Annotated in this window: 32 protein-coding genes; 28 read left to right on the plus strand and 4 right to left on the minus strand. The window is 69.0% G+C overall.

Going from position 1 to position 22,247, the window contains the following annotated elements; genetic code table 11:
- Positions 1-38: 38 nt before the first annotated feature.
- Positions 39-1,484, minus strand: coding sequence for a gamma-aminobutyraldehyde dehydrogenase (locus EXE59_RS10385; RefSeq protein ID WP_135838840.1), 1,446 nt, complete (start codon positions 1,482-1,484; stop codon positions 39-41).
- A gap of 171 nt (positions 1,485-1,655) precedes the next feature.
- Between EXE59_RS10385 and EXE59_RS10390 the strand changes: the two genes are divergently transcribed.
- The 3 genes from EXE59_RS10390 to trmB are packed head-to-tail and all read left to right on the plus strand — an operon-like array spanning position 1,656 to position 4,295.
- A complete protein-coding gene (locus EXE59_RS10390; protein ID WP_135838841.1) occupies positions 1,656-2,120 on the plus strand; it encodes an Lrp/AsnC family transcriptional regulator in 465 nt (154 codons plus the stop codon).
- Complete coding sequence (locus EXE59_RS10395) at positions 2,117-3,520, plus strand: aspartate aminotransferase family protein (RefSeq protein ID WP_135838842.1); 1,404 nt, start codon at positions 2,117-2,119, stop codon at positions 3,518-3,520. Before EXE59_RS10390 ends, EXE59_RS10395 begins: the two co-directional genes overlap by 4 nt.
- Before the next feature lie 52 nt (positions 3,521-3,572).
- Positions 3,573-4,295, plus strand: coding sequence for a tRNA (guanine(46)-N(7))-methyltransferase TrmB (trmB, locus tag EXE59_RS10400; protein ID WP_246056695.1), 723 nt, complete (start codon positions 3,573-3,575; stop codon positions 4,293-4,295).
- 129 nt (positions 4,296-4,424) lie between these two features.
- On the opposite strand, the gene EXE59_RS10405 is transcribed toward trmB, so the two are convergent.
- Entirely contained in the window at positions 4,425-5,135 is a 711-nt protein-coding gene (locus EXE59_RS10405) for a tetratricopeptide repeat protein (protein ID WP_135838843.1), read from the minus strand.
- 427 nt (positions 5,136-5,562) lie between these two features.
- On the opposite strand from EXE59_RS10405, the gene rpsJ reads away from it, so the two are divergent.
- From rpsJ to EXE59_RS10530, 25 genes are all read left to right on the plus strand, one after another.
- Positions 5,563-5,871, plus strand: coding sequence for a 30S ribosomal protein S10 (gene rpsJ, locus EXE59_RS10410; RefSeq protein ID WP_008360994.1), 309 nt, complete (start codon positions 5,563-5,565; stop codon positions 5,869-5,871).
- A 9-nt stretch (positions 5,872-5,880) separates the two neighbouring features.
- Complete coding sequence (gene rplC, locus EXE59_RS10415; RefSeq protein ID WP_135838844.1) at positions 5,881-6,546, plus strand: 50S ribosomal protein L3; 666 nt, start codon at positions 5,881-5,883, stop codon at positions 6,544-6,546.
- Between the two features lie 2 nt (positions 6,547-6,548).
- On the plus strand, positions 6,549-7,424 hold the full coding sequence (gene rplD, locus EXE59_RS10420) for a 50S ribosomal protein L4, sunset domain variant (RefSeq protein ID WP_135838845.1): 876 nt from the start codon (positions 6,549-6,551) through the stop codon (positions 7,422-7,424).
- Entirely contained in the window at positions 7,421-7,726 is a 306-nt protein-coding gene (gene rplW, locus EXE59_RS10425) for a 50S ribosomal protein L23 (RefSeq protein ID WP_135838846.1), read from the plus strand. Before rplD ends, rplW begins: the two co-directional genes overlap by 4 nt.
- A gap of 24 nt (positions 7,727-7,750) precedes the next feature.
- The gene (gene rplB, locus EXE59_RS10430; RefSeq protein WP_129453376.1) at positions 7,751-8,587 is read left to right on the plus strand and encodes a 50S ribosomal protein L2; all 837 of its coding nucleotides are present in this window, start codon (positions 7,751-7,753) and stop codon (positions 8,585-8,587) included.
- Positions 8,588-8,592: 5 nt separating this feature from the next.
- On the plus strand, positions 8,593-8,874 hold the full coding sequence (gene rpsS / locus EXE59_RS10435; RefSeq protein ID WP_129453377.1) for a 30S ribosomal protein S19: 282 nt from the start codon (positions 8,593-8,595) through the stop codon (positions 8,872-8,874).
- Entirely contained in the window at positions 8,871-9,305 is a 435-nt protein-coding gene (gene rplV, locus EXE59_RS10440) for a 50S ribosomal protein L22 (RefSeq protein WP_135838847.1), read from the plus strand. Before rpsS ends, rplV begins: the two co-directional genes overlap by 4 nt.
- Positions 9,305-10,123 (plus strand): 30S ribosomal protein S3, encoded by an 819-nt coding sequence (gene rpsC, locus EXE59_RS10445; protein WP_135838848.1) that lies wholly within the window; start codon positions 9,305-9,307, stop codon positions 10,121-10,123. The genes rplV and rpsC overlap by 1 nt, the downstream gene beginning before the upstream one ends.
- A gap of 4 nt (positions 10,124-10,127) precedes the next feature.
- Complete coding sequence (gene rplP, locus EXE59_RS10450) at positions 10,128-10,547, plus strand: 50S ribosomal protein L16 (protein WP_135838849.1); 420 nt, start codon at positions 10,128-10,130, stop codon at positions 10,545-10,547.
- Positions 10,547-10,789, plus strand: a complete 243-nt coding sequence (gene rpmC, locus EXE59_RS10455; protein ID WP_129453381.1) for a 50S ribosomal protein L29 — start codon at positions 10,547-10,549, stop codon at positions 10,787-10,789. Before rplP ends, rpmC begins: the two co-directional genes overlap by 1 nt.
- Positions 10,786-11,070 (plus strand): 30S ribosomal protein S17, encoded by a 285-nt coding sequence (gene rpsQ, locus EXE59_RS10460; protein ID WP_135838850.1) that lies wholly within the window; start codon positions 10,786-10,788, stop codon positions 11,068-11,070. The genes rpmC and rpsQ overlap by 4 nt, the downstream gene beginning before the upstream one ends.
- Before the next feature lie 103 nt (positions 11,071-11,173).
- Positions 11,174-11,542: a 50S ribosomal protein L14 gene (rplN, locus tag EXE59_RS10465; protein ID WP_056599693.1), complete on the plus strand. Its 369-nt coding sequence runs from the start codon at positions 11,174-11,176 to the stop codon at positions 11,540-11,542.
- Between the two features lie 15 nt (positions 11,543-11,557).
- Complete coding sequence (rplX, locus tag EXE59_RS10470) at positions 11,558-11,899, plus strand: 50S ribosomal protein L24 (RefSeq protein ID WP_135838851.1); 342 nt, start codon at positions 11,558-11,560, stop codon at positions 11,897-11,899.
- 1 nt (position 11,900) lies between these two features.
- A complete protein-coding gene (rplE, locus tag EXE59_RS10475) occupies positions 11,901-12,467 on the plus strand; it encodes a 50S ribosomal protein L5 (RefSeq protein ID WP_135838852.1) in 567 nt (188 codons plus the stop codon).
- 1 nt (position 12,468) lies between these two features.
- Positions 12,469-12,654 (plus strand): type Z 30S ribosomal protein S14, encoded by a 186-nt coding sequence (locus EXE59_RS10480; RefSeq protein ID WP_011757321.1) that lies wholly within the window; start codon positions 12,469-12,471, stop codon positions 12,652-12,654.
- Positions 12,655-12,723: 69 nt separating this feature from the next.
- Positions 12,724-13,143: a 30S ribosomal protein S8 gene (gene rpsH / locus EXE59_RS10485; RefSeq protein ID WP_135838853.1), complete on the plus strand. Its 420-nt coding sequence runs from the start codon at positions 12,724-12,726 to the stop codon at positions 13,141-13,143.
- A 34-nt stretch (positions 13,144-13,177) separates the two neighbouring features.
- The gene (gene rplF / locus EXE59_RS10490) at positions 13,178-13,720 is read left to right on the plus strand and encodes a 50S ribosomal protein L6 (protein ID WP_129453386.1); all 543 of its coding nucleotides are present in this window, start codon (positions 13,178-13,180) and stop codon (positions 13,718-13,720) included.
- Position 13,721: 1 nt separating this feature from the next.
- Positions 13,722-14,105 (plus strand): 50S ribosomal protein L18, encoded by a 384-nt coding sequence (gene rplR, locus EXE59_RS10495; protein ID WP_129453387.1) that lies wholly within the window; start codon positions 13,722-13,724, stop codon positions 14,103-14,105.
- Positions 14,106-14,146: 41 nt separating this feature from the next.
- Positions 14,147-14,770 carry a 30S ribosomal protein S5 gene (gene rpsE, locus EXE59_RS10500; RefSeq protein WP_129453388.1) on the plus strand — a complete coding sequence of 208 codons (624 nt, stop codon included), beginning with the start codon at positions 14,147-14,149 and terminating at the stop codon, positions 14,768-14,770.
- On the plus strand, positions 14,770-14,952 hold the full coding sequence (gene rpmD / locus EXE59_RS10505; RefSeq protein ID WP_056599717.1) for a 50S ribosomal protein L30: 183 nt from the start codon (positions 14,770-14,772) through the stop codon (positions 14,950-14,952). The genes rpsE and rpmD overlap by 1 nt, the downstream gene beginning before the upstream one ends.
- Position 14,953: 1 nt before the next feature.
- Entirely contained in the window at positions 14,954-15,394 is a 441-nt protein-coding gene (rplO, locus tag EXE59_RS10510; protein ID WP_135838854.1) for a 50S ribosomal protein L15, read from the plus strand.
- A 202-nt stretch (positions 15,395-15,596) separates the two neighbouring features.
- Positions 15,597-16,892 (plus strand): preprotein translocase subunit SecY, encoded by a 1,296-nt coding sequence (gene secY / locus EXE59_RS10515; protein WP_135838855.1) that lies wholly within the window; start codon positions 15,597-15,599, stop codon positions 16,890-16,892.
- Positions 16,893-17,468 (plus strand): adenylate kinase, encoded by a 576-nt coding sequence (locus EXE59_RS10520; protein ID WP_135838856.1) that lies wholly within the window; start codon positions 16,893-16,895, stop codon positions 17,466-17,468. It begins immediately after the preceding gene.
- A gap of 8 nt (positions 17,469-17,476) precedes the next feature.
- On the plus strand, positions 17,477-18,301 hold the full coding sequence (gene map / locus EXE59_RS10525; protein WP_135838857.1) for a type I methionyl aminopeptidase: 825 nt from the start codon (positions 17,477-17,479) through the stop codon (positions 18,299-18,301).
- 206 nt (positions 18,302-18,507) lie between these two features.
- A complete protein-coding gene (locus EXE59_RS10530; RefSeq protein WP_135838858.1) occupies positions 18,508-19,542 on the plus strand; it encodes a TerC family protein in 1,035 nt (344 codons plus the stop codon).
- A gap of 33 nt (positions 19,543-19,575) precedes the next feature.
- On the opposite strand, the gene EXE59_RS10535 is transcribed toward EXE59_RS10530, so the two are convergent.
- Positions 19,576-20,985: a serine/threonine-protein kinase gene (locus tag EXE59_RS10535; protein ID WP_135838859.1), complete on the minus strand. Its 1,410-nt coding sequence runs from the start codon at positions 20,983-20,985 to the stop codon at positions 19,576-19,578.
- Positions 20,982-22,130 (minus strand): FHA domain-containing protein, encoded by a 1,149-nt coding sequence (locus EXE59_RS10540; RefSeq protein WP_135838860.1) that lies wholly within the window; start codon positions 22,128-22,130, stop codon positions 20,982-20,984. The genes EXE59_RS10535 and EXE59_RS10540 overlap by 4 nt, the downstream gene beginning before the upstream one ends.
- Between the last annotated feature and the right edge of the window lie 117 nt (positions 22,131-22,247).

The following is a 22,247-nucleotide window of genomic DNA, read 5'->3' on the forward strand; positions in this document are numbered from 1 at the left end:
TCCGCTCAGCCCCCGAGTCGCTCTGGATGTGGGTGCTGTCAGCTCTCGATGTTGGCCATGACGTGCTTGATGCGGGTGTAGTCCTCGAAGCCGTACATCGACAGGTCCTTGCCGTAGCCCGACTTCTTGTAGCCGCCGTGCGGCATCTCGGCGACCAGCGGGATGTGGGTGTTGATCCACACGCAGCCGAAGTCGAGGGCCCTCGACATCCGCATCGCGCGACCGAAGTCCCTGGTCCACACCGAGGAGGCGAGGCCGTAGTCCACGCCGTTGGCCCAGCGCACGGCCTCGTCCTCGTCGGTGAAGCGCTGCACGGTGATCACGGGGCCGAAGATCTCGTTCTGGATGGCGTCGTCGTCCTGCCGCAGCCCGGACAGCACGGTCGGCTCGAGGAAGTAGCCGTCGCCGAGGTCCGTACGCCGGTTGCCGCCGGCCGACACGATCGCGTGCGAGGGGAGGTCCTCGATGAAGCCGCTCACGCGGGCGAGCTGCGTCGCGTTGTTGACCGGCCCGAAGAGCGCGTCCGCGTCGTCGGGCAGCCCGACCGGTGCCGAGCTGCGCGCGTAGTCGGCGAGGGCGGCGACGAAGTCGTCGTGGATGCCGGGGGCGGCGAGCACGCGCGTCGCGGCGGTGCAGTCCTGGCCGGCGTTGAAGTAGCCGGCGATGGCGATGCCCTCGACAGCCGCCTCGATGTCCGCGTCGTCGAAGACGACCACGGGCGCCTTGCCGCCGAGCTCGAGGTGGACGCGCTTGAGGTGGGGCGCGGCACTCGCCGCGACCTCGGCACCGGCGCGTACGGAACCGGTGATGGCGACCAGGGCCGGCGTCTCGTGCTCCACCAGCCGGCGACCGGTCTCCCGGTCCCCGGTGACGACGTTCAGGGTGCCGGCGGGCAGGAACTCCGAGGCCAGCTCGGCCAGCCGCAGCGTGCTCTCGGGGGTGGTGTCGCTCGGCTTCAGGACGACCGTGTTGCCGGCCGCGAGCGCCGGGCCGATCTTCCACACCGCCATCAGCAACGGGTAGTTCCACGGCGTGACCTGGCCGACGACGCCGATCGGCTCGCGGCGGACCCAGGAGGTGTGGCCGGCCATGTACTCGCCGGCCGCCTTGCCCTCGAGGACGCGCGCGGCACCGGCGAAGAACCGGATCTGGTCGACCATCGGAGGGATCTCCTCGCTCGCGGTGAGCGCCTTGATCTTCCCGGTGTTCGCCGACTCGATCGCGATCAGCTCCTCGGCGTTCGCCTCGATCGCGTCGGCGATCTTCAGCAGTGCCTGCTGGCGCTCGCTCGGCGTCGTACGTCCCCACTCGCCGAACGCGGACTCGGCGGCCGCGTAGGCGGCGTCGACCTCCTCGCCGCCGCTGATCGGTGCCCGGGCCACCACCTGGCCCGTCGCCGGGTCGACGACGTCGCTCATCGCTCCGGCATCGCTGTCGACGAAGGTGCCGCCGATGAAGTTGCGCAACGTGCGTGGGCTGGTCACGGATGTCCTCCCGGTCGGGTGCGGTGAAGGGAGAGTAGGACGGGACCGGGGCCAATCTCCATAGCCCTCGACAAAAACATGTGCGGGAATCGCAGAATTTACGGGCTCGAAATGCGGATTCCGCGTCAGTTGACTTGCAAACCCGCACCTCGGCCGTCCACCATGTGTCCCATGAGCGAGCGCGAGGGACCCGTGAAGCTCGATGCGACCGCCAAGCGCATCATCGAGCTCCTGCAGGAGGACGGCCGGATCTCGTACGCCGCGATCGCCAAGGCGGTCGGGCTGTCCGAGGCCGCCGCCCGCGCCCGCGTCCAGAAGCTGCTCGACTCCGAGGTCATGCAGGTCGTCGCGGTCACGGACCCGACCCAGGTCGGCTTCACCCGTCAGGCCATGATCGGCGTGCGCACCGAGGGCGACCCGATGAAGGTGGGCGACCGGCTCGCCCAGGTGCCCGAGGTCGACTACGTGGTCACCACCGCCGGCAGCTTCGACCTCCTCGTCGAGGTGGTGTGCGAGGACGACCCGCACCTGCTCGACGTCATCCGTCAGGTCCGCGAGCTCGAGGGCGTCGTCTCCTCGGAGACCTTCGTCTACCTCAAGCTCAACAAGCAGCACTACAACTGGGGAACACGATGAGCCTCCACTCCACCTCGAGCCCGTCCTACGACGAGTCCTTCGACTACCAGGCAGCGGGTCGCGACCACCTGTGGCTGCACTTCACCCGGCACTCGACCTACGAGAACGGTGGCGAGATGCCGCTGATCGTGCGCGGCGAGGGCCACAGGATCTGGGACAGCCACGGTCGCGAGTACATCGACGGCCTCGCGGGGCTGTTCGTCGTCCAGGTCGGCCACGGCCGCGAGGAGCTGGCCGAGGCCGCTGCCAGGCAGGCCAAGGAGCTGGCCTTCTTCCCGCTCTGGTCCTTCGCCCACCCGCGCGCCGTCGAGCTCGCCGACCGCGTCGCGGCGATGGCGCCCGGTGACCTCAACCGGGTCTTCTTCACCACCGGCGGCGGCGAGGCCGTCGAGTCGGCCTGGAAGCTGGCCAAGCAGTACTTCAAGCTCACCGGCAAGCCCAACAAGCACAAGGTCATCTCCAGGGCGGTCGCCTACCACGGCACGCCGCAGGGCGCGTTGTCCATCACCGGGATCCCGCCGCTGAAGGAGATGTTCGAGCCGCTGGTCCCGGGGGCGCACAAGGTGCCCAACACCAACTTCTACCGCCGGCCCGCGTTCATCGGCGACGACGAGAAGGCGTTCGGTCGCTGGGCCGCCGACCGGATCGCGGAGGCCATCGAGTTCGAGGGCCCCGACACGGTCGCCGCGGTGTTCCTGGAGCCGGTGCAGAACGCCGGCGGCTGCTTCCCGCCGCCGCCCGGCTACTTCGAGCGGGTCCGCGAGATCTGCGACGAGTACGACGTGCTGCTCGTCTCCGACGAGGTCATCTGCGCCTTCGGGCGGGTGGGGGAGATGTTCGGTGCCGCCGAGTTCGGCTACCAGCCCGACATCATCACCTGCGCCAAGGGCATGACCTCCGGCTACTCGCCCATCGGCGCGATGATCGCCAGCGACCGGCTGTTCGAGCCGTTCAAGAGCGGCACGACGGCGTACGCCCACGGCTACACCTTCGGCGGCCACCCCGTCTCCTCGGCGGTGGCGCTGGCCAACCTCGACATCTTCGAGCGCGAGGGCCTCACCGACCACGTGCAGCAGAACGGGCCGGCATTCCGGGCGACGCTGGAGAAGCTGCTCGACATCCCGATCGTCGGCGACGTGCGCGGCCACGGCTACTTCTACGGCATCGAGCTGGTCAAGGACCGTGAGACCAAGGAGACGTTCGACGACGCCGAGTCCGAGCGGCTGCTGCGCGGCTACCTCTCGGGCGCGCTGTGGGAGGCCGGTCTCTACTGCCGCGCCGACGACCGCGGCGACCCGGTCATCCAGCTCGCGCCACCGCTGATCATCGGCCAGCCCGAGTTCGACGACATCGAGCAGCGGCTGCGCTCGGTGCTCACCGGGGCCCTCGACCACCTGTAGACCGCCGGTCGACGATGTGCGTCGGCCCCGGGTGACCGGGGAGGATGGTGGCGTGAACGACGTACGCCCCGCGCGCCCCCACCTCAAGCTGACCGAGGACGGGCGGCGCATGCGCGAGGTCCTGACCTACTCCCGGCGCGGCAGCCGGTTCACGCCCCGGCAGGCCGAGTCGTGGGCCGCCCACCACGCCGACTGGGTGATCCCCGACGAGGCGGTCGACCGGCCCGACTTCTCCCTGGTCGAGTGGTTCGGGCGCGAGGCACCGCTGATCCTCGAGATCGGGCCGGGCATCGGCGAGGCCACCTCGGTCCTCTCGGCGGCCCGCCCGGACCACAACGTCCTCGCGCTCGAGGTGTGGCGCCCGGGAGTCGCCGACTCCCTCTGGCGCGTGGCGGAGGCGGGGGCCGACAACGTCCGGTTCTGCTCGGTCGACGCCGTCTGGTCGCTCGAGCACCTCGTCGCGCCCGGCAGCCTCGCCGAGATCTGGACCTTCTTCCCGGACCCGTGGCGCAAGACCAAGCACCGCAAGCGCCGCCTGGTCAACCCGGCCAACGCCGCCCTCGCGTCCTCGCGGCTCGTCCCGGGCGGCGCGTGGCGGCTGGCGACCGACTGGGCCGACTACGCCGACCAGATGCGCGAGGTCCTCGACGCCGAGCCGTCGCTCGAGGGTGGGCAGGTCGAGCGGTGGGACGAGCGTCCCCTCACCCGGTTCGAGCGCAAGGGCCTCGACGTGGGCCGAGACATCGCCGACTTCTGCTACCGCCGGCGCGCCTGAGGGGCTGGCGGCGCGCGGGCGTACGTCGCCCCCGTCGGCGGTGCGTGAGCCACCTTCGGGGCCGTCGCGATGTCGCTGCACCACCTCCCGCGGGCGTGTCGACGACGGTGCAGGCGGGGAGGCAGTTGACTACCCGAGCAGGTCGAGCTCCTCGTCGACGTGCGGGTCGGTCTCGCCGATGGCGTCCAGCTCGGCCTTGAGCTCCAGCTGCATCTCCCGGGCCAGGTCGACGACTCCGAGCTGGCGCAGCGACCACGCCACCATCCAGCGGGCGACGCGCGTACGGGCCGGGTCGCCTATCCGCAGACGTGCCTCGAGCGCGTCCTCGAACGCCGCCAGCGCACCTCCGTGATCGCCGGCGTCGGCGTAGGCCATCCCGATGTTGTTGAGGATGGAGGCGTCCCAGTCGCGGGCGGCCGGGTCGTCGGCGGCCTTGGCCCAGGCCAGGGCCCGGTAGTGGGCATCGAGGCGGTCCGCAGGCTCGACGACGAGGGCGACCATGTGCAGGGCATCGACGGCCAGCTCGTCGAGCCCGGCCCGCTGCGCCTCGTGCGAGGCCTGCTCGAAGAACGTCCGCGAGGCCACGTCCTCATCCGCTGAGCGGAGCAGCCGCCCTCGCTCGAGGGCCAGGCGCACGCGGGACTCGGCGTCGCCGGGGGAGAGGGCGTCGAGCACCGCGTGGCCCTCGTCGTACCTCTCCTGCAGGCCGAGCGCGCGTGCGACCTGGGTCAGGGCGTGGGCCCTCTCCGGTTCAGGAGCCGTGGCTGCGACGTCGCGGAAGCGCTGCTCACTGCCTGCGGGATCGGCGAAGTCCCACAGGTCACGCAGGTGCTCGGCCATGCCCGGAGCGTAGGCCCACGGGTACGCTGGGGGTGCTCCCCGGGACGAGGAGGGCGTGCCACCGGCACCACGTTCATTGCGATTTGGCGTGGGTGCTCTGCGTCTGCCAAGATGTTCCGGTTGCTCCGGCGGGTTGCCGGGGTGCGGCACACCTTGACTTCTGAATCGCGTCTCCTTGATCGAACCAGTCGTCCTGCGTGCACCGCACCGGATCACATGGTGATCGGAGGCCCGACCAGATCCGCCAGCCGGCGGGTGCCATCCAGAGCAGTACCGCCCCGGAAATTGGGTCATGTCACGAGCAACCAGCGCGACACGCCCGACCGCGGGGGTCGGAGGATCGGCGGAGAGACAGGCGGCACTCGCCCAACGGGGGCTGAGCGCCGAAACCAGACCAGGCGTACGAGATCGAAGAGGACACGGACCTATGGCGGGACAGAAGATCCGCATCAGGCTCAAGGCCTATGACCACGAGGTGATCGACACCTCGGCGCGGAAGATCGTGGACACCGTCACCCGTACGGGTGCGAAGGTCGCCGGCCCTGTGCCGCTGCCGACCGAGAAGAACGTGTACTGCGTCATCCGTTCGCCCCACAAGTACAAGGACTCCCGCGAGCACTTCGAGATGCGCACGCACAAGCGCCTGATCGACATCATCGACCCGACGCCGAAGACCGTCGACTCGCTGATGCGTCTCGACCTGCCTGCCGGTGTCGACATCGAGATCAAGCTCTGAGGCGACGACATGGCTAAGACTTTCGAACGCAACGTGAAGGGGCTGCTGGGCACCAAGCTCGGCATGACCCAGCTCTGGGACGAGAACAACAAGGTCGTCCCCGTCACCGTGATCGCGGCCGCGACCAACGTCGTGACCCAGGTCCGCCAGCCCGAGCTGGACGGCTACAACGCCATCCAGGTCGGCTTCGGCGAGATCGAGGCCCGCAAGGTCAACTCCCCCGACGCCGGACACTTCGCCAAGGCCGGGGTCACCCCGCGCCGGCACGTGGTCGAGATCCGCACCGCTGACGCGACCTCCTACACCGTGGGCCAGGAGCTCGGTGTCGACACCTTCGCCGCCGGCGAGGAGATCGACGTCACCGGCACCAGCAAGGGCAAGGGCTTCGCCGGTGTCATGAAGCGCCACGGCTTCCACGGTGTCTCCGCCTCGCACGGTGCCCACCGCAACCACCGCAAGCCCGGCTCCATCGGCGCCTGCGCCACGCCGGGTCGTGTCTTCAAGGGCACCCGCATGGCTGGCCGCATGGGCAACGACACGGTCACCACCCAGAACCTGACGGTGCACGCCGTCGACGCCGAGAAGGGCCTGATCCTGGTCAAGGGTGCCGTCCCCGGCCCCAAGAACGGGCTCGTGGTCCTCCGCTCGGCCGCCAAGAAGACGCAGGAGGCCTGAGCATGGCTGTCAAGACCATCAAGGTCGACCTCCCCGCCGAGATCTTCGACGTCGAGGTCAACATTCCCCTGATCCACCAGGTCGTCGTCGCGCAGCAGGCCGCTGCTCGTCAGGGCACGCACGCCACCAAGACCCGCGCCGACGTGCGCGGTGGTGGCCGCAAGCCCTACAAGCAGAAGGGCACCGGCCGCGCCCGCCAGGGCTCGACCCGCGCGCCCCAGTTCGCCGGCGGCGGCGTCGTCCACGGCCCGCAGCCGCGCAGCTACGACCAGCGCACCCCCAAGAAGATGAAGGCCGCCGCGCTGCGCGGTGCCCTCTCGGACCGGGCCCGCAACGGTCGCATCCACGTGGTCGACTCCCTGGTGTCGGGTGACAAGCCCTCCACGAAGGCGGCGCTCACCGCGCTGACCTCGCTGACCGACCGCGTGGGCTACCTCGTGGTGCTCGAGCGTTCCGACGCGATCACCTGGCTCTCGCTGCGCAACGCGCCCGAGGTCCACATCGTCGCCGTCGACCAGCTCAACACCTACGACGTGCTGAACGCCGACGACATCGTGTTCACCCAGGGCGCCTACGACGTGTTCGTGGGTGGTGCCTCGGCTGCCAAGGCCGAGAAGCCCGCCGCCGCCAAGGCCGAGAAGCCCGCCGCGACCGAGCAGGACAGCGACGAGCCGGCCCTGCCGGCCGGCGCGAAGGCCCCGCTCAAGAGCGGCAAGAACCCCAAGGGCTACGAGGTCCAGGGTCTGGAGTCCGGCACCTACCTCGTCGAGGGCGACGCCGGCTACGACGTCTCCGGCGGCGACTTCTGGTTCAAGTCCGCCGAGGACGCCGAGACCGCCGGCCTGACCCGCGCCGACGCGAAGGAGAGCGACAAGTGAGCACCCTGCACAAGGACCACCGCGACGTGCTGATCGCGCCGGTCGTGTCGGAGAAGAGCTACGGCCTGCTCGACGCCAACAAGTACACCTTCATCGTCCACCCGGACGCCAACAAGACCGAGATCAAGATCGCGGTCGAGAAGGTCTTCGGCGTCAAGGTCACCTCGGTCAACACGATCAACCGCCAGGGCAAGACGCGTCGCACCCGCTACGGCCTGGGCAAGCGTCCCAACACCAAGCGCGCGATCGTCAGCCTCGCCGAGGGCCACCGCATCGACATCTTCGGAGGTCCGGTCTCCTGACCGGGCTCCTGACTAGGAACTGATATGGCTATCCGCAAGTACAAGCCGACCACCCCGGGCCGTCGTGGCTCGTCGGTGGCCGACTTCGTCGAGATCACCCGGTCCACGCCCGAGAAGTCGCTGACGCGTCCGCTGCCGAAGAACGGTGGCCGCAACAACCAGGGCCGCATCACCACCCGGCACAAGGGTGGCGGTCACAAGCGCGCCTACCGCATCATCGACTTCCGTCGCTACGACAAGGACGGCGTCCCGGCGAAGGTCGCTCACATCGAGTACGACCCCAACCGCACCGCGCGCATCGCGCTGCTGCACTACGCCGACGGCGAGAAGCGCTACATCGTGGCGCCCAAGGGCCTGACGCAGGGCACCGCGGTCGAGTCGGGCCCCAACGCCGACATCAAGCCCGGCAACAACCTGCCGCTGCGCAACATCCCGGTCGGTACGACCATCCACTGCGTGGAGCTGCGTCCGGGCGGCGGTGCGAAGATCGCCCGCTCGGCCGGCAACTCCGCCCAGCTGGTCGCCCGCGAGGGAAGCCGCGCCACGCTGCGCATGCCCTCGGGCGAGATGCGCTTCGTCGACGTGCGCTGCCGCGCCACGATCGGCGAGGTCGGCAACGCCGAGCAGTCCAACATCAACTGGGGCAAGGCCGGTCGCATGCGGTGGAAGGGCGTCCGCCCGACCGTCCGCGGTGTCGTCATGAACCCGGTGGACCACCCGCACGGTGGTGGTGAGGGCAAGACGTCCGGTGGTCGCCACCCCGTCTCCCCCTGGGGCAAGCCCGAGGGCCGTACGCGCAAGCGCAAGGCCAGCGACTCCCAGATCATCCGTCGTCGCAAGTCCGGCAAGGGTAGGAAGTAACCGACATGCCTCGCAGCCTGAAGAAGGGCCCCTTCATCGACGACCACCTTCAGAAGAAGGTGGACGCCGAGAACGAGAAGGGCACCCACAACGTCATCAAGACCTGGTCGCGCCGGTCGATGATCGTGCCCGACATGATCGGTCACACCATCGCCGTGCACGACGGTCGCAAGCACGTCCCCGTCTTCGTGACCGACTCCATGGTCGGCCACAAGCTCGGGGAGTTCGCCCCCACCCGCACCTACCGCGGGCACGTCAAGGAAGACCGGAAGGGACGCCGTCGATGAGCACCACCGAGCGCAGCCGCACCAGTGCGCGCCGCGAGTCGCTGCTCGGCGACCAGCCGGGCGCGTTCGCCAGCGCACGCTACGTGCGGATCACCCCGATGAAGGCCCGCCGTGTCGTCGACATGGTCCGCGGCCTCCAGGTCGACGAGGCCCTCACCCTGCTGCAGTTCGCGCCGCAGGCCGCCTCCGAGACCGTCTACAAGGTGCTGGAGAGCGCCGTCGCCAACGCCGAGACCACCGAGGGCCTCAACCGGGCCGACCTGGTGCTCTCCGTCGCGATGGTCGACGAGGGCCCGACGATGAAGCGTTGGCGTCCGCGTGCCCAGGGTCGTGCGACCCGCATCAACAAGCGCACCAGCCACATCACCCTCGCGGTGCAGCCGGCCGACGCGCTGACCAACCCCAAGGGTAAGAACGGAAAGGGTGCCTGATGGGCCAGAAGATCAACCCGAACGGCTTCCGCCTGGGCATCTCCACCGACCACAAGAGCCGTTGGTACGCCGACAAGCTCTACAAGTCGTACGTCGGTGAGGACGTCGCCATCCGCAAGCTGCTCTCCAAGGGCATGGAGCGGGCCGGCATCTCCAAGGTCGAGATCGAGCGCACCCGTGACCGCGTCCGTGTGGACATCCACACCGCGCGTCCCGGCATCGTCATCGGTCGTCGTGGCGCCGAGGCGGACCGCATCCGCGGCGAGCTCGAGAAGCTCACCGGCAAGCAGGTCCAGCTCAACATCCTCGAGGTCAAGCAGCCCGAGGTCGACGCGCAGCTGGTCGCCCAGGGTGTCGCCGAGCAGCTCGCGGGCCGCGTGCAGTTCCGTCGCGCCATGCGCAAGGCGATGCAGACCTCGATGCGCTCGGGTGCCAAGGGCATCCGGATCCAGTGCTCGGGCCGCCTCAACGGTGCCGAGATGTCGCGCACGGAGTTCTACCGCGAGGGCCGCGTGCCCCTGCACACCCTCCGCGCGGACATCGACTACGGCTTCTACGAGGCCAAGACCACCTTCGGCCGCATCGGCGTGAAGGTCTGGATCTACAAGGGCGAGGTCGCCGGCACCCGTGCCGAGCGCCAGGCCCAGCAGGCCGCCCGCGCCGGTGCCCCCGGCCGCAGCGGCCGTCCCAACACCCGTGGCGGCGACCGCCCGAGCCGTGGCTCGCGTGGCGACCGCGCACCTCGCACCGAGGGCACCGCTGAGGCTTCAGCGGCCCCGGCTGCCGAGGCTGCACCGAGCACCGGACAGGAGGCCTGACCTCATGTTGATGCCCCGTCGCGTCAAGCACCGCAAGCAGCACCACCCCAAGCGTCGTGGCGTCGCCAAGGGCGGCACCTCGCTGGCCTTCGGTGACTTCGGCATCCAGGCGGTCGAGGGTCACTACGTGACCAACCGACAGATCGAGTCGGCTCGTATCGCCATGACCCGTCACATCAAGCGTGGTGGAAAGGTCTGGATCAACATCTACCCGGATCGCCCGCTGACCAAGAAGCCTGCCGAGACCCGCATGGGTTCCGGCAAGGGTTCCCCCGAGTGGTGGGTGGCCAACGTCAAGCCCGGCCGCGTCATGTTCGAACTCTCCGGTGTCGACGAGGTGACTGCTCGTGAGGCCATGCGCCGCGCGATGCACAAGCTCCCGATGAAGTGCCGGTTCATCTCCCGTGAGGCCGGTGAATTCTGATGGCTACCAAGCTGAACGCCCACGAGCTCGACGAGCTCAACGCCACCGAGCTGGAGGCGAAGCTGCGCGAGGCCAAGGAGGAGCTGTTCAACCTCCGCTTCCAGGCGGCCACCGGCCAGCTGGAGAGCAACGGTCGGCTCCGCGTGGTCAAGAAGGACATCGCCCGCATCTACACCGTGGTCCGCGAGCGCGAGCTCGGCATCCGCACCACCCCGGGCACCAACGAAGAGGCGAAGGCATGAGCGAGAACACTGCGACCCAGACGACTGGCGAGCGCAACCAGCGCAAGGTCCGCGAGGGCCTCGTCGTGAGCGACAAGATGGACAAGACCATCGTCGTCGCCGTCGAGGACCGCGTGAAGCACGCCCTCTACGGCAAGGTCATGCGCAAGACGTCGCGCCTGAAGGCCCACGACGAGACCAACCAGTGCGGCATCGGCGACCGGGTCCTGATCATGGAGACCCGCCCGCTGTCCGCCACCAAGCGCTGGCGCCTCGTCGAGGTCCTCGAGAAGGCCAAGTGACCTGAGGCCCCCGGCCTCGAGCTCCACATTTCCACACATCAGTTCGGCCAGGCTCGCCCCCCGCTGAGGGAGCGAGAACCAGCTCGACAACCAGGAGAAATCAATGATCCAGCAGGAGTCGCGACTCAAGGTCGCCGACAACACCGGTGCGAAGGAGATCCTCTGCATCCGTGTTCTCGGTGGCTCTGGGCGTCGCTACGCCGGCATCGGTGACGTCATCGTCGCCACCGTCAAGGACGCGATCCCCGGTGGCAACGTCAAGAAGGGCGACGTCGTCAAGGCCGTGGTCGTACGCACCGTCAAGGAGCGTCGCCGCGCCGACGGTTCCTACATCCGCTTCGACGAGAACGCCGCCGTCATCCTCAAGAACGACGGCGAGCCGCGCGGCACGCGCATCTTCGGCCCCGTCGGCCGCGAGCTGCGTGAGAAGCGCTTCATGAAGATCATCTCGCTCGCCCCGGAGGTGTTGTGAGAGATGGGTAAGAACATGAACATCAAGAAGGGCGACACCGTCAAGGTGATCGCCGGCAAGGACAAGGGTGCCCAGGGCAAGGTCATCTCGGTCCTCCGCGAGGAGGAGCGCGTGATCGTCGAGGGTGTCAACCTCGTCAAGCGCCACACCAAGTCCGTGCAGCAGACCAACACCACCGGCGGCATCATCACCCGCGAGGCGCCCATCCACGTCTCCAACGTGATGCTCGTCGAGGGTGACGGCGTCACGCGTGTCGGCTTCCGCCGCGACGAGGTCACCAAGCGCCGTCCCGACGGCTCGACCTACACCGCCACCCGGTCGGTCCGCGTGTCCCGCAAGACCGGCAAGGAGATCTGAGATGGCCGAGACCCAGACCACTGAGATTCCGCGGCTCAAGTCGCGCTACCGCGAGGAGATCGTCCCCGCGCTGCGCTCCGAGTTCGACATCGCCAACATCATGCAGGTCCCCGGCCTGACCAAGATCGTGGTCAACATGGGCGTCGGCGAGGCAGCTCGCGACTCCAAGCTGATCGAGGGCGCGATCCGCGACCTCACCGCGATCACCGGCCAGAAGCCGGCCGTGACCAAGGCCCGCAAGTCCATCGCACAGTTCAAGCTGCGCGAGGGCATGCCGATCGGTGCGCACGTCACGCTGCGCGGCGACCGCATGTGGGAGTTCCTGGACCGCCTGCTGTCCCTGGCCCTGCCCCGCATCCGCGACTTCCGCGGCCTCTCGCCCAAGCAGTTCGACGGTCGTGGCAACTACACCTTCGGTCTCACCGAGCAGGTCATGTTCCACGAGATCAACCAGGACAAGATCGACCGGTCGCGCGGCATGGACATCACCATCGTGACCACCGCCACCAACGACGACGAGGGCCGCGCGCTGCTGAAGCAGCTCGGCTTCCCGTTCAAGGAGAACTGACATGGCGAAGACTGCTCTCAAGGTCAAGGCCGCTCGCAAGCCGAAGTTCGCTGTCCGCGGCTACACCCGCTGCCAGCGCTGCGGCCGCCCGAAGGCCGTCTACCGCAAGTTCGGCCTGTGCCGCATCTGCCTGCGGGAGATGGCCCACCGCGGCGAGCTCCCCGGCGTCACCAAGTCCTCCTGGTAATTCCCTCACACACGTTGAAGGTCCCCAGGCCGTGAGCCTGAGGAAACCACGACGAGAAAGAACCACATCATGACGATGACTGACCCGATCGCAGACATGCTCACGCGCCTGCGCAACGCCAACCAGGCGTACCACGACGTGGTGTCGATGCCCTACAGCAAGATGAAGGCCGGCCTCGCGGAGATCCTCAAGCAGGAGGGCTACATCACCTCCTACGACGTCGCCGACAACGTCAGCGCCGAGGGCGAGCCCGCCGTCGGCAAGACGCTGACCGTGACGCTCAAGTACGGCCGCAACCGGGAGCGCTCCATCGCGGGCGTGCGCCGCATCAGCAAGCCCGGCCTGCGCGTCTACGCCAAGAGCACCAACCTGCCCAAGGTCCTCGGTGGCCTCGGCGTCGCGATCATCTCGACGTCGCAGGGCCTGCTGACCGACCGCCAGGCGAACCAGAAGGGCGTGGGCGGCGAAGTCCTCGCCTACGTCTGGTGACCCGGACCAACTGAGACCAGGAAGAGAGAGAAGCATGTCGCGCATTGGCAAGCTCCCCATCGCGGTCCCGTCCGGTGTCGACGTCGCGATCGACGACTCGCTGGTGACCGTCAAGGGCCCCAAGGGCACCCTGTCGCACACCATCGCGTCGCCGATCACGGTCGCCAAGGGCGAGGACGGCATCCTCGAGGTCAAGCGTCCCGACGACGAGCGCAACAGCCGCTCGCTCCACGGCCTGACCCGCACGCTCATCAACAACATGGTGGTGGGCGTCACCGAGGGCTACGAGAAGAAGCTCGAGATCGTCGGCGTGGGCTACCGCGTGCTGCCCAAGGGCCCGACGCAGCTCGAGTTCCAGCTCGGCTACTCGCACCCGATCATCTTCGACGCCCCCGAGGGCATCACCTTCACCGTCGAGGGCCCGACCAAGCTCGGTGTCGTCGGCATCGACAAGCAGCTCGTCGGCGAGGTCGCGGCCAACATCCGCAAGCTCCGCAAGCCTGAGCCCTACAAGGGCAAGGGCGTGCGCTACGCCGGCGAGCACATCCGCCGCAAGGTCGGAAAGGCCGGTAAGTGACATGGCGATCTCCCTGAGCAACAACAAGCACACGGCGAACCGTGTCCGTGCCCGTCTGCGCCGTCAGGCGCGTGGTCGCAAGCGCATCAACGGCACCGCCGAGCGTCCGCGCCTGGTCGTGACGAAGTCGGCCAAGCACCTCTCGGTGCAGGTCGTCGACGACCTCAAGGGCGCCACGCTGGCGTACGCCTCCACGATGGAGGCCGACGTGCGTGGCACCGACGGCGACAAGACCGCCAAGGCCAAGAAGGTCGGCGAGCTGGTGGCCACGCGTGCCAAGGCCGCCGGTATCGAGGACGTCGTCTTCGACCGTGCCGGCAACAAGTACCACGGTCGCATCGCGGCCCTGGCTGACGCCGCCCGTGAGGGCGGCCTCCAGTTCTGATCGCCCGACCCCATGATTGTGATTATTAAGGAGCAAGTCTCATGAGCGGAGCCCAGCGCGGACAGCGCGGTGGCGAGCGCCAGTCTGGTGACCGTCGCGGACGCGACAACGGTCGCAACCAGGCTGACAAGACCGCCTACATCGAGCGCGTCGTGGCGATCAACCGAGTCGCCAAGGTCGTGAAGGGTGGTCGTCGCTTCAGCTTCACCGCCCTCGTGATCGTCGGCGACGGTGAAGGTCTGGTCGGCGTCGGCTACGGCAAGGCGAAGGAAGTTCCCGCGGCGATCGCCAAGGGTGTCGAGGAGGCCAAGAAGCACTTCTTCAAGGTCCCCCGCATCCAGGGCACCATCCCGCACCCGGTGCAGGGCGAGAAGGCCGCGGGCGTCGTCCTGCTGCGTCCCGCCGCTCCCGGTACCGGTGTGATCGCCGGTGGCCCGGTGCGCGCGGTCCTCGAGTGCGCCGGCATCCACGACGTGCTGAGCAAGTCGCTCGGCTCGTCCAACCAGATCAACATCGTGCACGCGACCGTCGAGGCGCTGCGGATGCTCGAGGAGCCCGAGGCCGTGGCCGCTCGCCGCGGCATGCGCGTCGAGGACGTCACCCCGGCCGCGCTGCTCAAGGCGCGCGCCGAGGGTCAGAACGAGACCGCGGGGGTGCAGTCCTGATGGCGCAGCTCAAGGTCCAGCAGAAGCGCGGACTGGTCGGCCTCAAGGCCAACCAGCGCGAGACGCTTCGCTCGCTCGGTCTCAAGCGGATCGGCGACGTCGTCGTGAAGGAAGACCGCCCGGAGATCCGGGGCATGATCAACACCGTCCGTCACCTGGTGACGTTCGAGGAGGTGGAGTGACATGACGCTCAAGCTGCACCACTTGCGTCCCGCTCCGGGCGCCAAGACCGCCAAGACCCGTGTGGGTCGCGGTGAGGGTTCCAAGGGCAAGACGGCCGGCCGCGGTACCAAGGGCACCAAGGCGCGCTACCAGGTCCCGGTCGCCTTCGAGGGTGGCCAGATGCCGATCCACATGCGCCTGCCCAAGCTGAAGGGCTTCAAGAACCCCTTCCGCGTGGAGTTCCAGGTCGTCAACCTCGACCGCCTCGGCGAGCTGTTCCCCGAGGGTGGCACCGTGACGGTCGCCGACCTGGTGGCCAAGGGCGCGGTTCGCAAGAACCAGCCCGTCAAGGTCCTGGGTCAGGGCGACATCTCGGTCGCCGTCCAGGTCAGCGCCGACGCGTTCTCGACCTCCGCCAAGGAGAAGATCGAGGCCGCCGGTGGTTCCGTGACCGTGGCCTGAGGCCCCGATCTCGCACATCCGGTGAAGGCCTGGCCGCACAGTGGGAACTGTCGGCCGGGCCTTCGTCGTTCTCTCCCTGATCGTCAGGTGAAGCGGGTCGAAACCCGACTGTTAGGCTTCCCCGGGCCCTCCGCCGTACGACGGTGAGGGTTTCTCGTCAGCCCACCGATCCTGGCTGGGCACCCATACGAAAGAGGAACCAGTGCTAGGCGCGTTCGCCAACGCTTTCCGGACCCCGGACCTGCGGCGCAAGCTGCTCTTCGTCCTGCTGATCATCACGATCTTCCGGCTGGGCTCCCAGGTGCCCACCCCCGGTGTGAACGTCGCGAACGTTCAGGCCTGCATCGATCAGCTGGAGGAGGGCGGGCTCTACAGCCTGATCAACCTCTTCTCGGGCGGTGCGCTGCTCCAGCTCACCATCTTCGCGCTCGGGATCATGCCCTACATCACGGCCTCCATCATCCTGCAGCTGCTCGTCGTGGTGATCCCGCGGCTCGAGGCGCTGAAGAAGGAGGGCCAGGCCGGGCAGACGAAGATCACCCAGTACACCCGCTACCTCACCCTCGGACTGGCCGTCCTCCAGGCCACCGGCATCGTGGCGCTCGCGCGCAACGGCGCGCTCCTCCAGGGGTGCACCCGTGACCTGCTGCACGACAACGGCACCGCGACGTTCCTCGTCATGGTCGTCACCATGACCGCGGGCACCGCCGTCATCATGTGGCTCGGCGAGCTCATCACCGACCGCGGCATCGGCAACGGCATGTCGATCCTCATCTTCACGCAGGTCGTCGCGACCTTCCCGGCGTCGCTGTGGAGCGTCCAGACCTCCCAGGGCTGGCTGACCTTCTCCATCGTCATGGTGGTCGGCCTGATCCTCGTCGCCGGCGTGATCTTCATCGAGCAGGCACAGCGCCGCATCCCGGTGCAGTACGCCCGCCGGATGGTCGGGCGCAAGATGTTCGGCGGCAACTCGACCTACATCCCCTTGAAGGTCAACCAGGCCGGCATCATCCCGGTCATCTTCGCCTCGTCGCTGCTCTACCTGCCGGCGATGGCGGTGCAGTTCAACCCGGAGAGCCAGAACCCGGTGCTGGACTTCATCGGCACCTACCTCGTCGGAGGCGACCACCCGCTCTACATGGCGACCTACTTCGCCCTCATCATCTTCTTCACGTACTTCTACGTCTCGATCACCTTCAACCCTGTCGAGGTGGCGGACAACATGAAGAAGTACGGCGGCTTCATCCCCGGGATCCGGGCGGGCAAGCCGACCGAGGACTACCTGTCCTACGTCCTGTCCCGCATCACGTTCCCTGGAGCCCTCTACCTCGGCCTGATCTCGTTGGTCCCGCTCATCGCCTTCGCGGCGATCCAGGCCAACCAGAACTTCCCGTTCGGCGGCACGTCCATCCTCATCATGGTCGGCGTGGCGCTCGACACCGTGAAGCAGATCGAGAGCCAGCTCCAGCAGCGCAACTACGAAGGATTCCTGAAGTAGATGAGACTGATCCTCATGGGCCCGCCCGGCGCGGGCAAGGGCACGCAGGCCCGCTTCGTGGCCGACCACTTCGGCATCCCCGCGATCTCCACGGGCGACATCTTCCGCGCCAACGTCTCGCAGGGGACCCCGCTGGGCATCGAGGCCAAGCGCTACATGGACGCCGGTGAGTATGTCCCGGACGAGGTCACCAACCGGATGGTCCGCAACCGCATCGACGAGGACGACGCCGCTCCGGGCTTCCTGCTCGACGGCTACCCCCGCACCCTGGCCCAGGTGACCGAGCTCGACGGGATGATCGAGTTCACCGGCCACCGGCTCGACGCCGTGGTCGTCCTGACGGTCGACTCCGAGGAGCTGGTCCAGCGCCTGCTGCAGCGCGCGGTGACCGACGGCCGTGCCGACGACACCGAGGACGTCATCCGGCGCCGCCAAGAGGTCTACCTCGAGCAGACCGCACCCCTGATCGAGGTCTACCGCGAGCGCGGCATCCTCGTCGAGGTCGACGGGATGGGCGAGGTCGACGACGTGACGGCCCGCATCTTCGCCGCGCTCGACGAGATCCCGCAGAGCTGAGCGACCGGGTGGGCTTCCGCGACCGGGGCATCGAGATCAAGACCCGCGAGCAGATCGACCTGATGCGGGTCGCCGGGCGGCTCGTGGGGGAGACCCTCGAGCTCCTGCGCGACGCCGTACGCCCCGGCGTCACCACGCTCGAGCTCGACGCCCTCGCCGAGAGCAACATCCGCGACCACGGTGGCATCCCGTCGTTCAAGGGCTACAGCCACCCGCCGTTCCCGGCGACGATCTGCGCCTCGGTCAACGACGAGGTGGTCCACGGCATCCCCGGCCCGCGCACGCTGGTCGAGGGCGACGTCATCTCGATCGACTGCGGCGCGATCGTCGAGGGCTGGCACGGCGACGCGGCGATCACCGTGCCCGTCGGCGAGGTGCGCGACGACGTGACCGAGCTGTTGCGCGTCACCGAGGAGTCGCTGTGGCGCGGCATGGCCGCCGCCCGCCTCGGTGGCCGGGTGACCGACATCAGCCACGCCGTCGAGACCTACGTCCGAGGCCAGGGCCGCTACGGCATCCTCGAGGACTACACCGGCCACGGCATCGGGACCGAGATGCACATGCCACCCAACGTGCCCAACGTCGGACGTCGCGGCCGCGGACCCACCCTCGTGGAGGGCCTCGCGCTCGCGGTGGAGCCGATGGTCACCCTCGGCACCAAGCACACCGACCTCCTGGAGGACGAGTGGACCGTCGCGACGGTCGACGGCTCGTTCGCCGCCCACTTCGAGCACACCTTCACCCTGACCGACCGGGGTGCGTGGGTGCTGACCGCCGTCGACGGCGGCGAGGCCCGCCTGGCCGAGCTCGGCGTCCCATTCGGCGGACGCTGACGGCCGTTTCGCTCCCGCCTGAGGGTGCGTGACAGACTGGCGCGGTTGGAGGGGAGTATTCCCCGGTAGTGGTGTCGTCAGTACGGCGTCCGCGCGAGCGGGGCCCGGTGCCACTGGTTCGCCTCGGCCTGGCGAGCGGAAGAGACCTCCGGCGCCCGTGCGCTGCGCGCGGGCACCGAACTCGCCTCACTGCTAGGAGCAACAGCGTGGACGTCCCCACCTGGGTCTGGATCGCCACTGGCGTGGTGACCCTTGCGATCTTCACCTTCGACCTCGCCGTCGTCGGCCGCCGGCCGCACGAGCCGAGCATGAAGGAGTGCGCGACCTACCTCTCGATCTACGTCGGCATGGCCCTCCTCTTCGGCCTCGGCGTGTGGTTCACCGCCGGCGGCACGCCCGCGCTGGAGTTCTACTCCGGCTGGCTCGTGGAGTACTCGCTCTCGATCGACAACCTGTTCATCTTCATCATCATCATGGCGAAGTTCGCGGTGCCGCGTGAGCTCCAGCAGTACGCGCTGATGATCGGCATCGTGATGGCGCTGGTCATGCGCGCGATCTTCATCGCGGTCGGTGCCGCGGCGATCAACAACTTCAGCTGGGTCTTCTACCTGTTCGGCCTGTTCCTGGTCTACACGGCGGTCAAGCTCGCCAAGGAGGGCGCCGAGGACGAGGACGAGGACGAGTTCGAGGAGAACAAGCTCGTCGCCTTCGTCGAGCGTCGCTTCCCGGCGACCTCGGAGTGGCACGGAAAGCAGCTGTTCATCACCGGCGAGGGCGCCAAGAAGATGATCACCCCGATGTTCATCGTGATCCTCACGCTCGGCACCACGGACCTGCTGTTCGCGCTCGACTCGATCCCCGCGATCTTCGGCATCACCAAGGAGCCCTACCTGGTGCTCACCGCCAACATCTTCGCGCTGATGGGCCTGCGCCAGCTCTACTTCCTCATCGGCGGCCTGCTGCAGCGCCTGATCTACCTGTCCTACGGCCTCGCGTTCCTGCTCGCCTTCATCGGCGTGAAGCTGTTCTTCCACGCGCTCCACGAGAACGAGCTGCCCTTCATCAACGGCGGCGAGCACCTCGACTACGCGTGGCTCGAGATCCCGATCTGGCTCTCGCTGGTCGTCATCGTCGCCACGCTGGCCGTCACCGCCGTGCTGTCGCTGTGGGCGTCGAGCCGGATGTCCGCCCAGGAGCAGGACGCGGCCACCGGCCCGCGCCGCGACTGGGACAACGACTGACAGCGCAGTCCTGACCTCCCCTGCCGGGGGAGGTCAGGACACGCACTGGCTCGCGCGCGGCGAGCTGTCGGACCCGCGGGTCATCTTCACGTCGAGGCAGACGGGCGCGTCGGTGCGTACGAGCAGCCGCCGCCGCTCGGTGCTGCCGTACTCGTCGGTGTCGTCGCGGTGCCAGCTGAACGAGTCACCGGGCTCGGGCGGCACCGGCGGGCGCCACTCGAACAGCACGCCACGCGGCGTACGGCTCCCGGTGAGCGCCACCGCCTCGGTCAGCACGTCGGGGATGACCGGGTCCGGTGTCTGGGACTCGGTGGGGACGACGACGCCGGGGTCCTCCTCGCGGCCGTCACCGCCGAGGACCAGGAAGCCGACGAGCAGCGCCAGGACGGCGACTCCCACGCCTGCCCAGACGAGCCCGGACCTGGCTGCGGGCTCCTCGGCATCGGGGTCGACCACCGGCACGACGTCCTGGGCCGCGATGCGGCGGGGGCCGCTGGCCGAGATCACCGTCACCGGCTTCATCGCCGTGGCGTCCTCGGGAGCCTCGGCGACCTCGGGAGCCGTCACGGACGCGTCGGGGCGGTCGCCCTCGACCGCCACTGCCGTACGGGCCCAGCCGGCCGCGGACTCGATGCGCTGGAGGGCGCGGGCCAGCTCGAGCGCGCTCGCCGGCCGGTGCTCGGGCCGCTTGGCCAGGCACTGCTGCAGGAGACGGTCGAGCGCCGGCGGGACGTCGGGGCGTTGGGTCGCCGGGGGAGTGGCGTGCAGGATCCGCGCACTCAGCGCCCGCGTCGAGTTGTCGCCCGACGGGATGGAGAACGGGGAGCGTCCCACCAGCAGGTGCCAGATCGTGGCGCCCAGCGAGTAGACGTCGGAGGCCACGGAGCCGTTGGAGCGTCCGTCGAGGAGCTCCGGCGGCGACCACGGGTAGGAGATGCGGACGTCGTTGTCGCGGTCGACGTCGGCCATGTGCCCGGCGATGCCGAAGTCGGTCAGGGCCGGCTCGTGATAGCTGGTGACCAGCACGTTGCTGGGCTTGATGTCGCGGTGCAGGATCCCGGAGCGGTGCGCCGTCTCGATGGCGCTCGCGAGCTTGATGCCGGTGGAGACCGCGTCCACGGGCGCCATCGGGTTGGAGCGCACCCGCACGCCGAGGTCCGGCGGCGGGCAGTAGCGCATCACGAGGAAGGGTCGCCCGCCCTCGGCGGTCACGCCGGCGGTGATCACCGACACGATGTAGGGGTGGTCGGCCAGCCGGGCCATCGCGTTGGCCTCGGCGGTGAAGAGGTACTTCTCGCGGTCGGTCAGTGGCACGTCGGGACGCACGACCTTGACCGCCACCCGCTGGCGGGGCCACTGCTGCTCGTAGAGGAACACGTCGGCGAACCCGCCGCTGCCCAGGTGCTCGACGAAGGCGAACCCCGGGATGGTCGGGGCGCTCACCGGGCGACCGCCCCCGTCTCGAAGCGGACCGCGTAGACGTGGGCCATGTCGAGGACCGTGCCCGGCTCGAGGACGTACGCGTCCCCGGGCCGCATCCGCTCGGCGTCGCGACCGGGCGGGGCGATGGTGGTGCCACCCCGGCTGTCGAGGTCACGGGCGACGACGTCCCAGCCGTCGAGCTCGATCTGGAGGTGCCGACGCGAGACGAAGGAGTGGTCCGAGGGCAGGTGGACGAGGTGCGGCCAGTCGCTGCTGCCGGTGGCCGGGGCCGGCTTGCGGCCGAGCACGACCCCGCGGTCCAGCGGCACGACCTCGCCGGTGGGCAGCCGCAGGCCACCCAGCGCGGGCCGGTCGACGCGCCTCGGCTCCTGCGGCGCGACCCGCTGGTGGCAGACCCGGCACTGCGGCGCGACCGGTGGCGTCAGGTGGCCGAGCGGGCAGCTGACGGCAAGCACCGTCGGCACGGTTCCGTGCGCGAGGTGGGCCGGGCGCATCGTCGTGGCGCCGTCGTGGTCGTCGGGCTCGGGAGTGCCGTGCGGGTCGGACGCGGGCCGGATGGTGGTGTGGGTGCCCTCCTCGATCCGCTGGACCACGAGCGGGTCGGGCTCGGAGGTGTCGATGAGCGAGCCGGTGTCCTCGACCCGCTGGCGCACGCGGGTGCGCGGCGGAGGACCCTCTGGCCCCTTGGCGGCGAGGATCGACTCCGGGATGCCGTCGATGAGCGCCGCGGAGGCCGGCGGCGCCGGCACCTCGCGGGCGTGGGGCGTGGGGGCGGGAGCGGTGCGCGCCGAGATCGGGGTCAGGTCCACCCGGTCGGCCGAGACGACCCCACCCACGAGGCGGCGGGTCGACGGGAGCTCCGCGGGATCCGCCCCGCCGTCGAGGCTCAACACCCTCGACGGACCGGCGAGGCGTACGTGCCCCGAGCCCCGCGAGATCGTCGAGGACGCCCCTGACGTGAAGTCGACGGCCGCGAGAGCGGGCGGATCACCCTCGAACGCCTTCTCCACGATCGCCGTCACCCGCTCGAGCACGCCGGCGCCGGACGTCGCGGGCATCACCAGCACGTCCCAGATCTCCTGCACGACCTGCTCGTCGCCGGGGTCGGCGAGCAGCACCCAGTGGGCACCACTCCCGACGAGCACGCCAGACCCCCTGGCGTACCGCGCTTCCACGATCAACGTCGGCTCCCCTCGTACACGCCCACCGCTCCATCATCACCCATCGCGCCCGTCCCGCGCACATGGTCGGGACTTGTCGGA

The organism is Nocardioides eburneiflavus, assembly GCF_004785795.1.
GTDB classification, from domain to species: Bacteria; Actinomycetota; Actinomycetes; order Propionibacteriales; family Nocardioidaceae; genus Nocardioides; species Nocardioides eburneiflavus.

Bases quoted from the DNA above. Each gene is read 5' to 3' on its own strand.
- EXE59_RS10390 (WP_135838841.1), top strand. From the start codon at position 1,656: ATGAGCGAGCGCGAGGGACCCGTGAAGCTCGATGCGACCGCCAAGCGC.
- EXE59_RS10395 (WP_135838842.1), top strand. From the start codon at position 2,117: ATGAGCCTCCACTCCACCTCGAGCCCGTCCTACGACGAGTCCTTCGAC.
- EXE59_RS10405 (WP_135838843.1), bottom strand. From the start codon at position 5,135: ATGGCCGAGCACCTGCGTGACCTGTGGGACTTCGCCGATCCCGCAGGC.
- rpsJ (WP_008360994.1), top strand. From the start codon at position 5,563: ATGGCGGGACAGAAGATCCGCATCAGGCTCAAGGCCTATGACCACGAG.
- rplC (WP_135838844.1), top strand. From the start codon at position 5,881: ATGGCTAAGACTTTCGAACGCAACGTGAAGGGGCTGCTGGGCACCAAG.
- rplD (WP_135838845.1), top strand. From the start codon at position 6,549: ATGGCTGTCAAGACCATCAAGGTCGACCTCCCCGCCGAGATCTTCGAC.
- rplB (WP_129453376.1), top strand. From the start codon at position 7,751: ATGGCTATCCGCAAGTACAAGCCGACCACCCCGGGCCGTCGTGGCTCG.
- rpsS (WP_129453377.1), top strand. From the start codon at position 8,593: ATGCCTCGCAGCCTGAAGAAGGGCCCCTTCATCGACGACCACCTTCAG.
- rplV (WP_135838847.1), top strand. From the start codon at position 8,871: ATGAGCACCACCGAGCGCAGCCGCACCAGTGCGCGCCGCGAGTCGCTG.
- rpsC (WP_135838848.1), top strand. From the start codon at position 9,305: ATGGGCCAGAAGATCAACCCGAACGGCTTCCGCCTGGGCATCTCCACC.
- rplP (WP_135838849.1), top strand. From the start codon at position 10,128: ATGTTGATGCCCCGTCGCGTCAAGCACCGCAAGCAGCACCACCCCAAG.
- rpmC (WP_129453381.1), top strand. From the start codon at position 10,547: ATGGCTACCAAGCTGAACGCCCACGAGCTCGACGAGCTCAACGCCACC.
- rpsQ (WP_135838850.1), top strand. From the start codon at position 10,786: ATGAGCGAGAACACTGCGACCCAGACGACTGGCGAGCGCAACCAGCGC.
- rplN (WP_056599693.1), top strand. From the start codon at position 11,174: ATGATCCAGCAGGAGTCGCGACTCAAGGTCGCCGACAACACCGGTGCG.
- rplX (WP_135838851.1), top strand. From the start codon at position 11,558: ATGAACATCAAGAAGGGCGACACCGTCAAGGTGATCGCCGGCAAGGAC.
- rplE (WP_135838852.1), top strand. From the start codon at position 11,901: ATGGCCGAGACCCAGACCACTGAGATTCCGCGGCTCAAGTCGCGCTAC.
- EXE59_RS10480 (WP_011757321.1), top strand. From the start codon at position 12,469: ATGGCGAAGACTGCTCTCAAGGTCAAGGCCGCTCGCAAGCCGAAGTTC.
- rpsH (WP_135838853.1), top strand. From the start codon at position 12,724: ATGACGATGACTGACCCGATCGCAGACATGCTCACGCGCCTGCGCAAC.
- rplF (WP_129453386.1), top strand. From the start codon at position 13,178: ATGTCGCGCATTGGCAAGCTCCCCATCGCGGTCCCGTCCGGTGTCGAC.
- rplR (WP_129453387.1), top strand. From the start codon at position 13,722: ATGGCGATCTCCCTGAGCAACAACAAGCACACGGCGAACCGTGTCCGT.
- rpsE (WP_129453388.1), top strand. From the start codon at position 14,147: ATGAGCGGAGCCCAGCGCGGACAGCGCGGTGGCGAGCGCCAGTCTGGT.
- rpmD (WP_056599717.1), top strand. From the start codon at position 14,770: ATGGCGCAGCTCAAGGTCCAGCAGAAGCGCGGACTGGTCGGCCTCAAG.
- rplO (WP_135838854.1), top strand. From the start codon at position 14,954: ATGACGCTCAAGCTGCACCACTTGCGTCCCGCTCCGGGCGCCAAGACC.
- EXE59_RS10520 (WP_135838856.1), top strand. From the start codon at position 16,893: ATGAGACTGATCCTCATGGGCCCGCCCGGCGCGGGCAAGGGCACGCAG.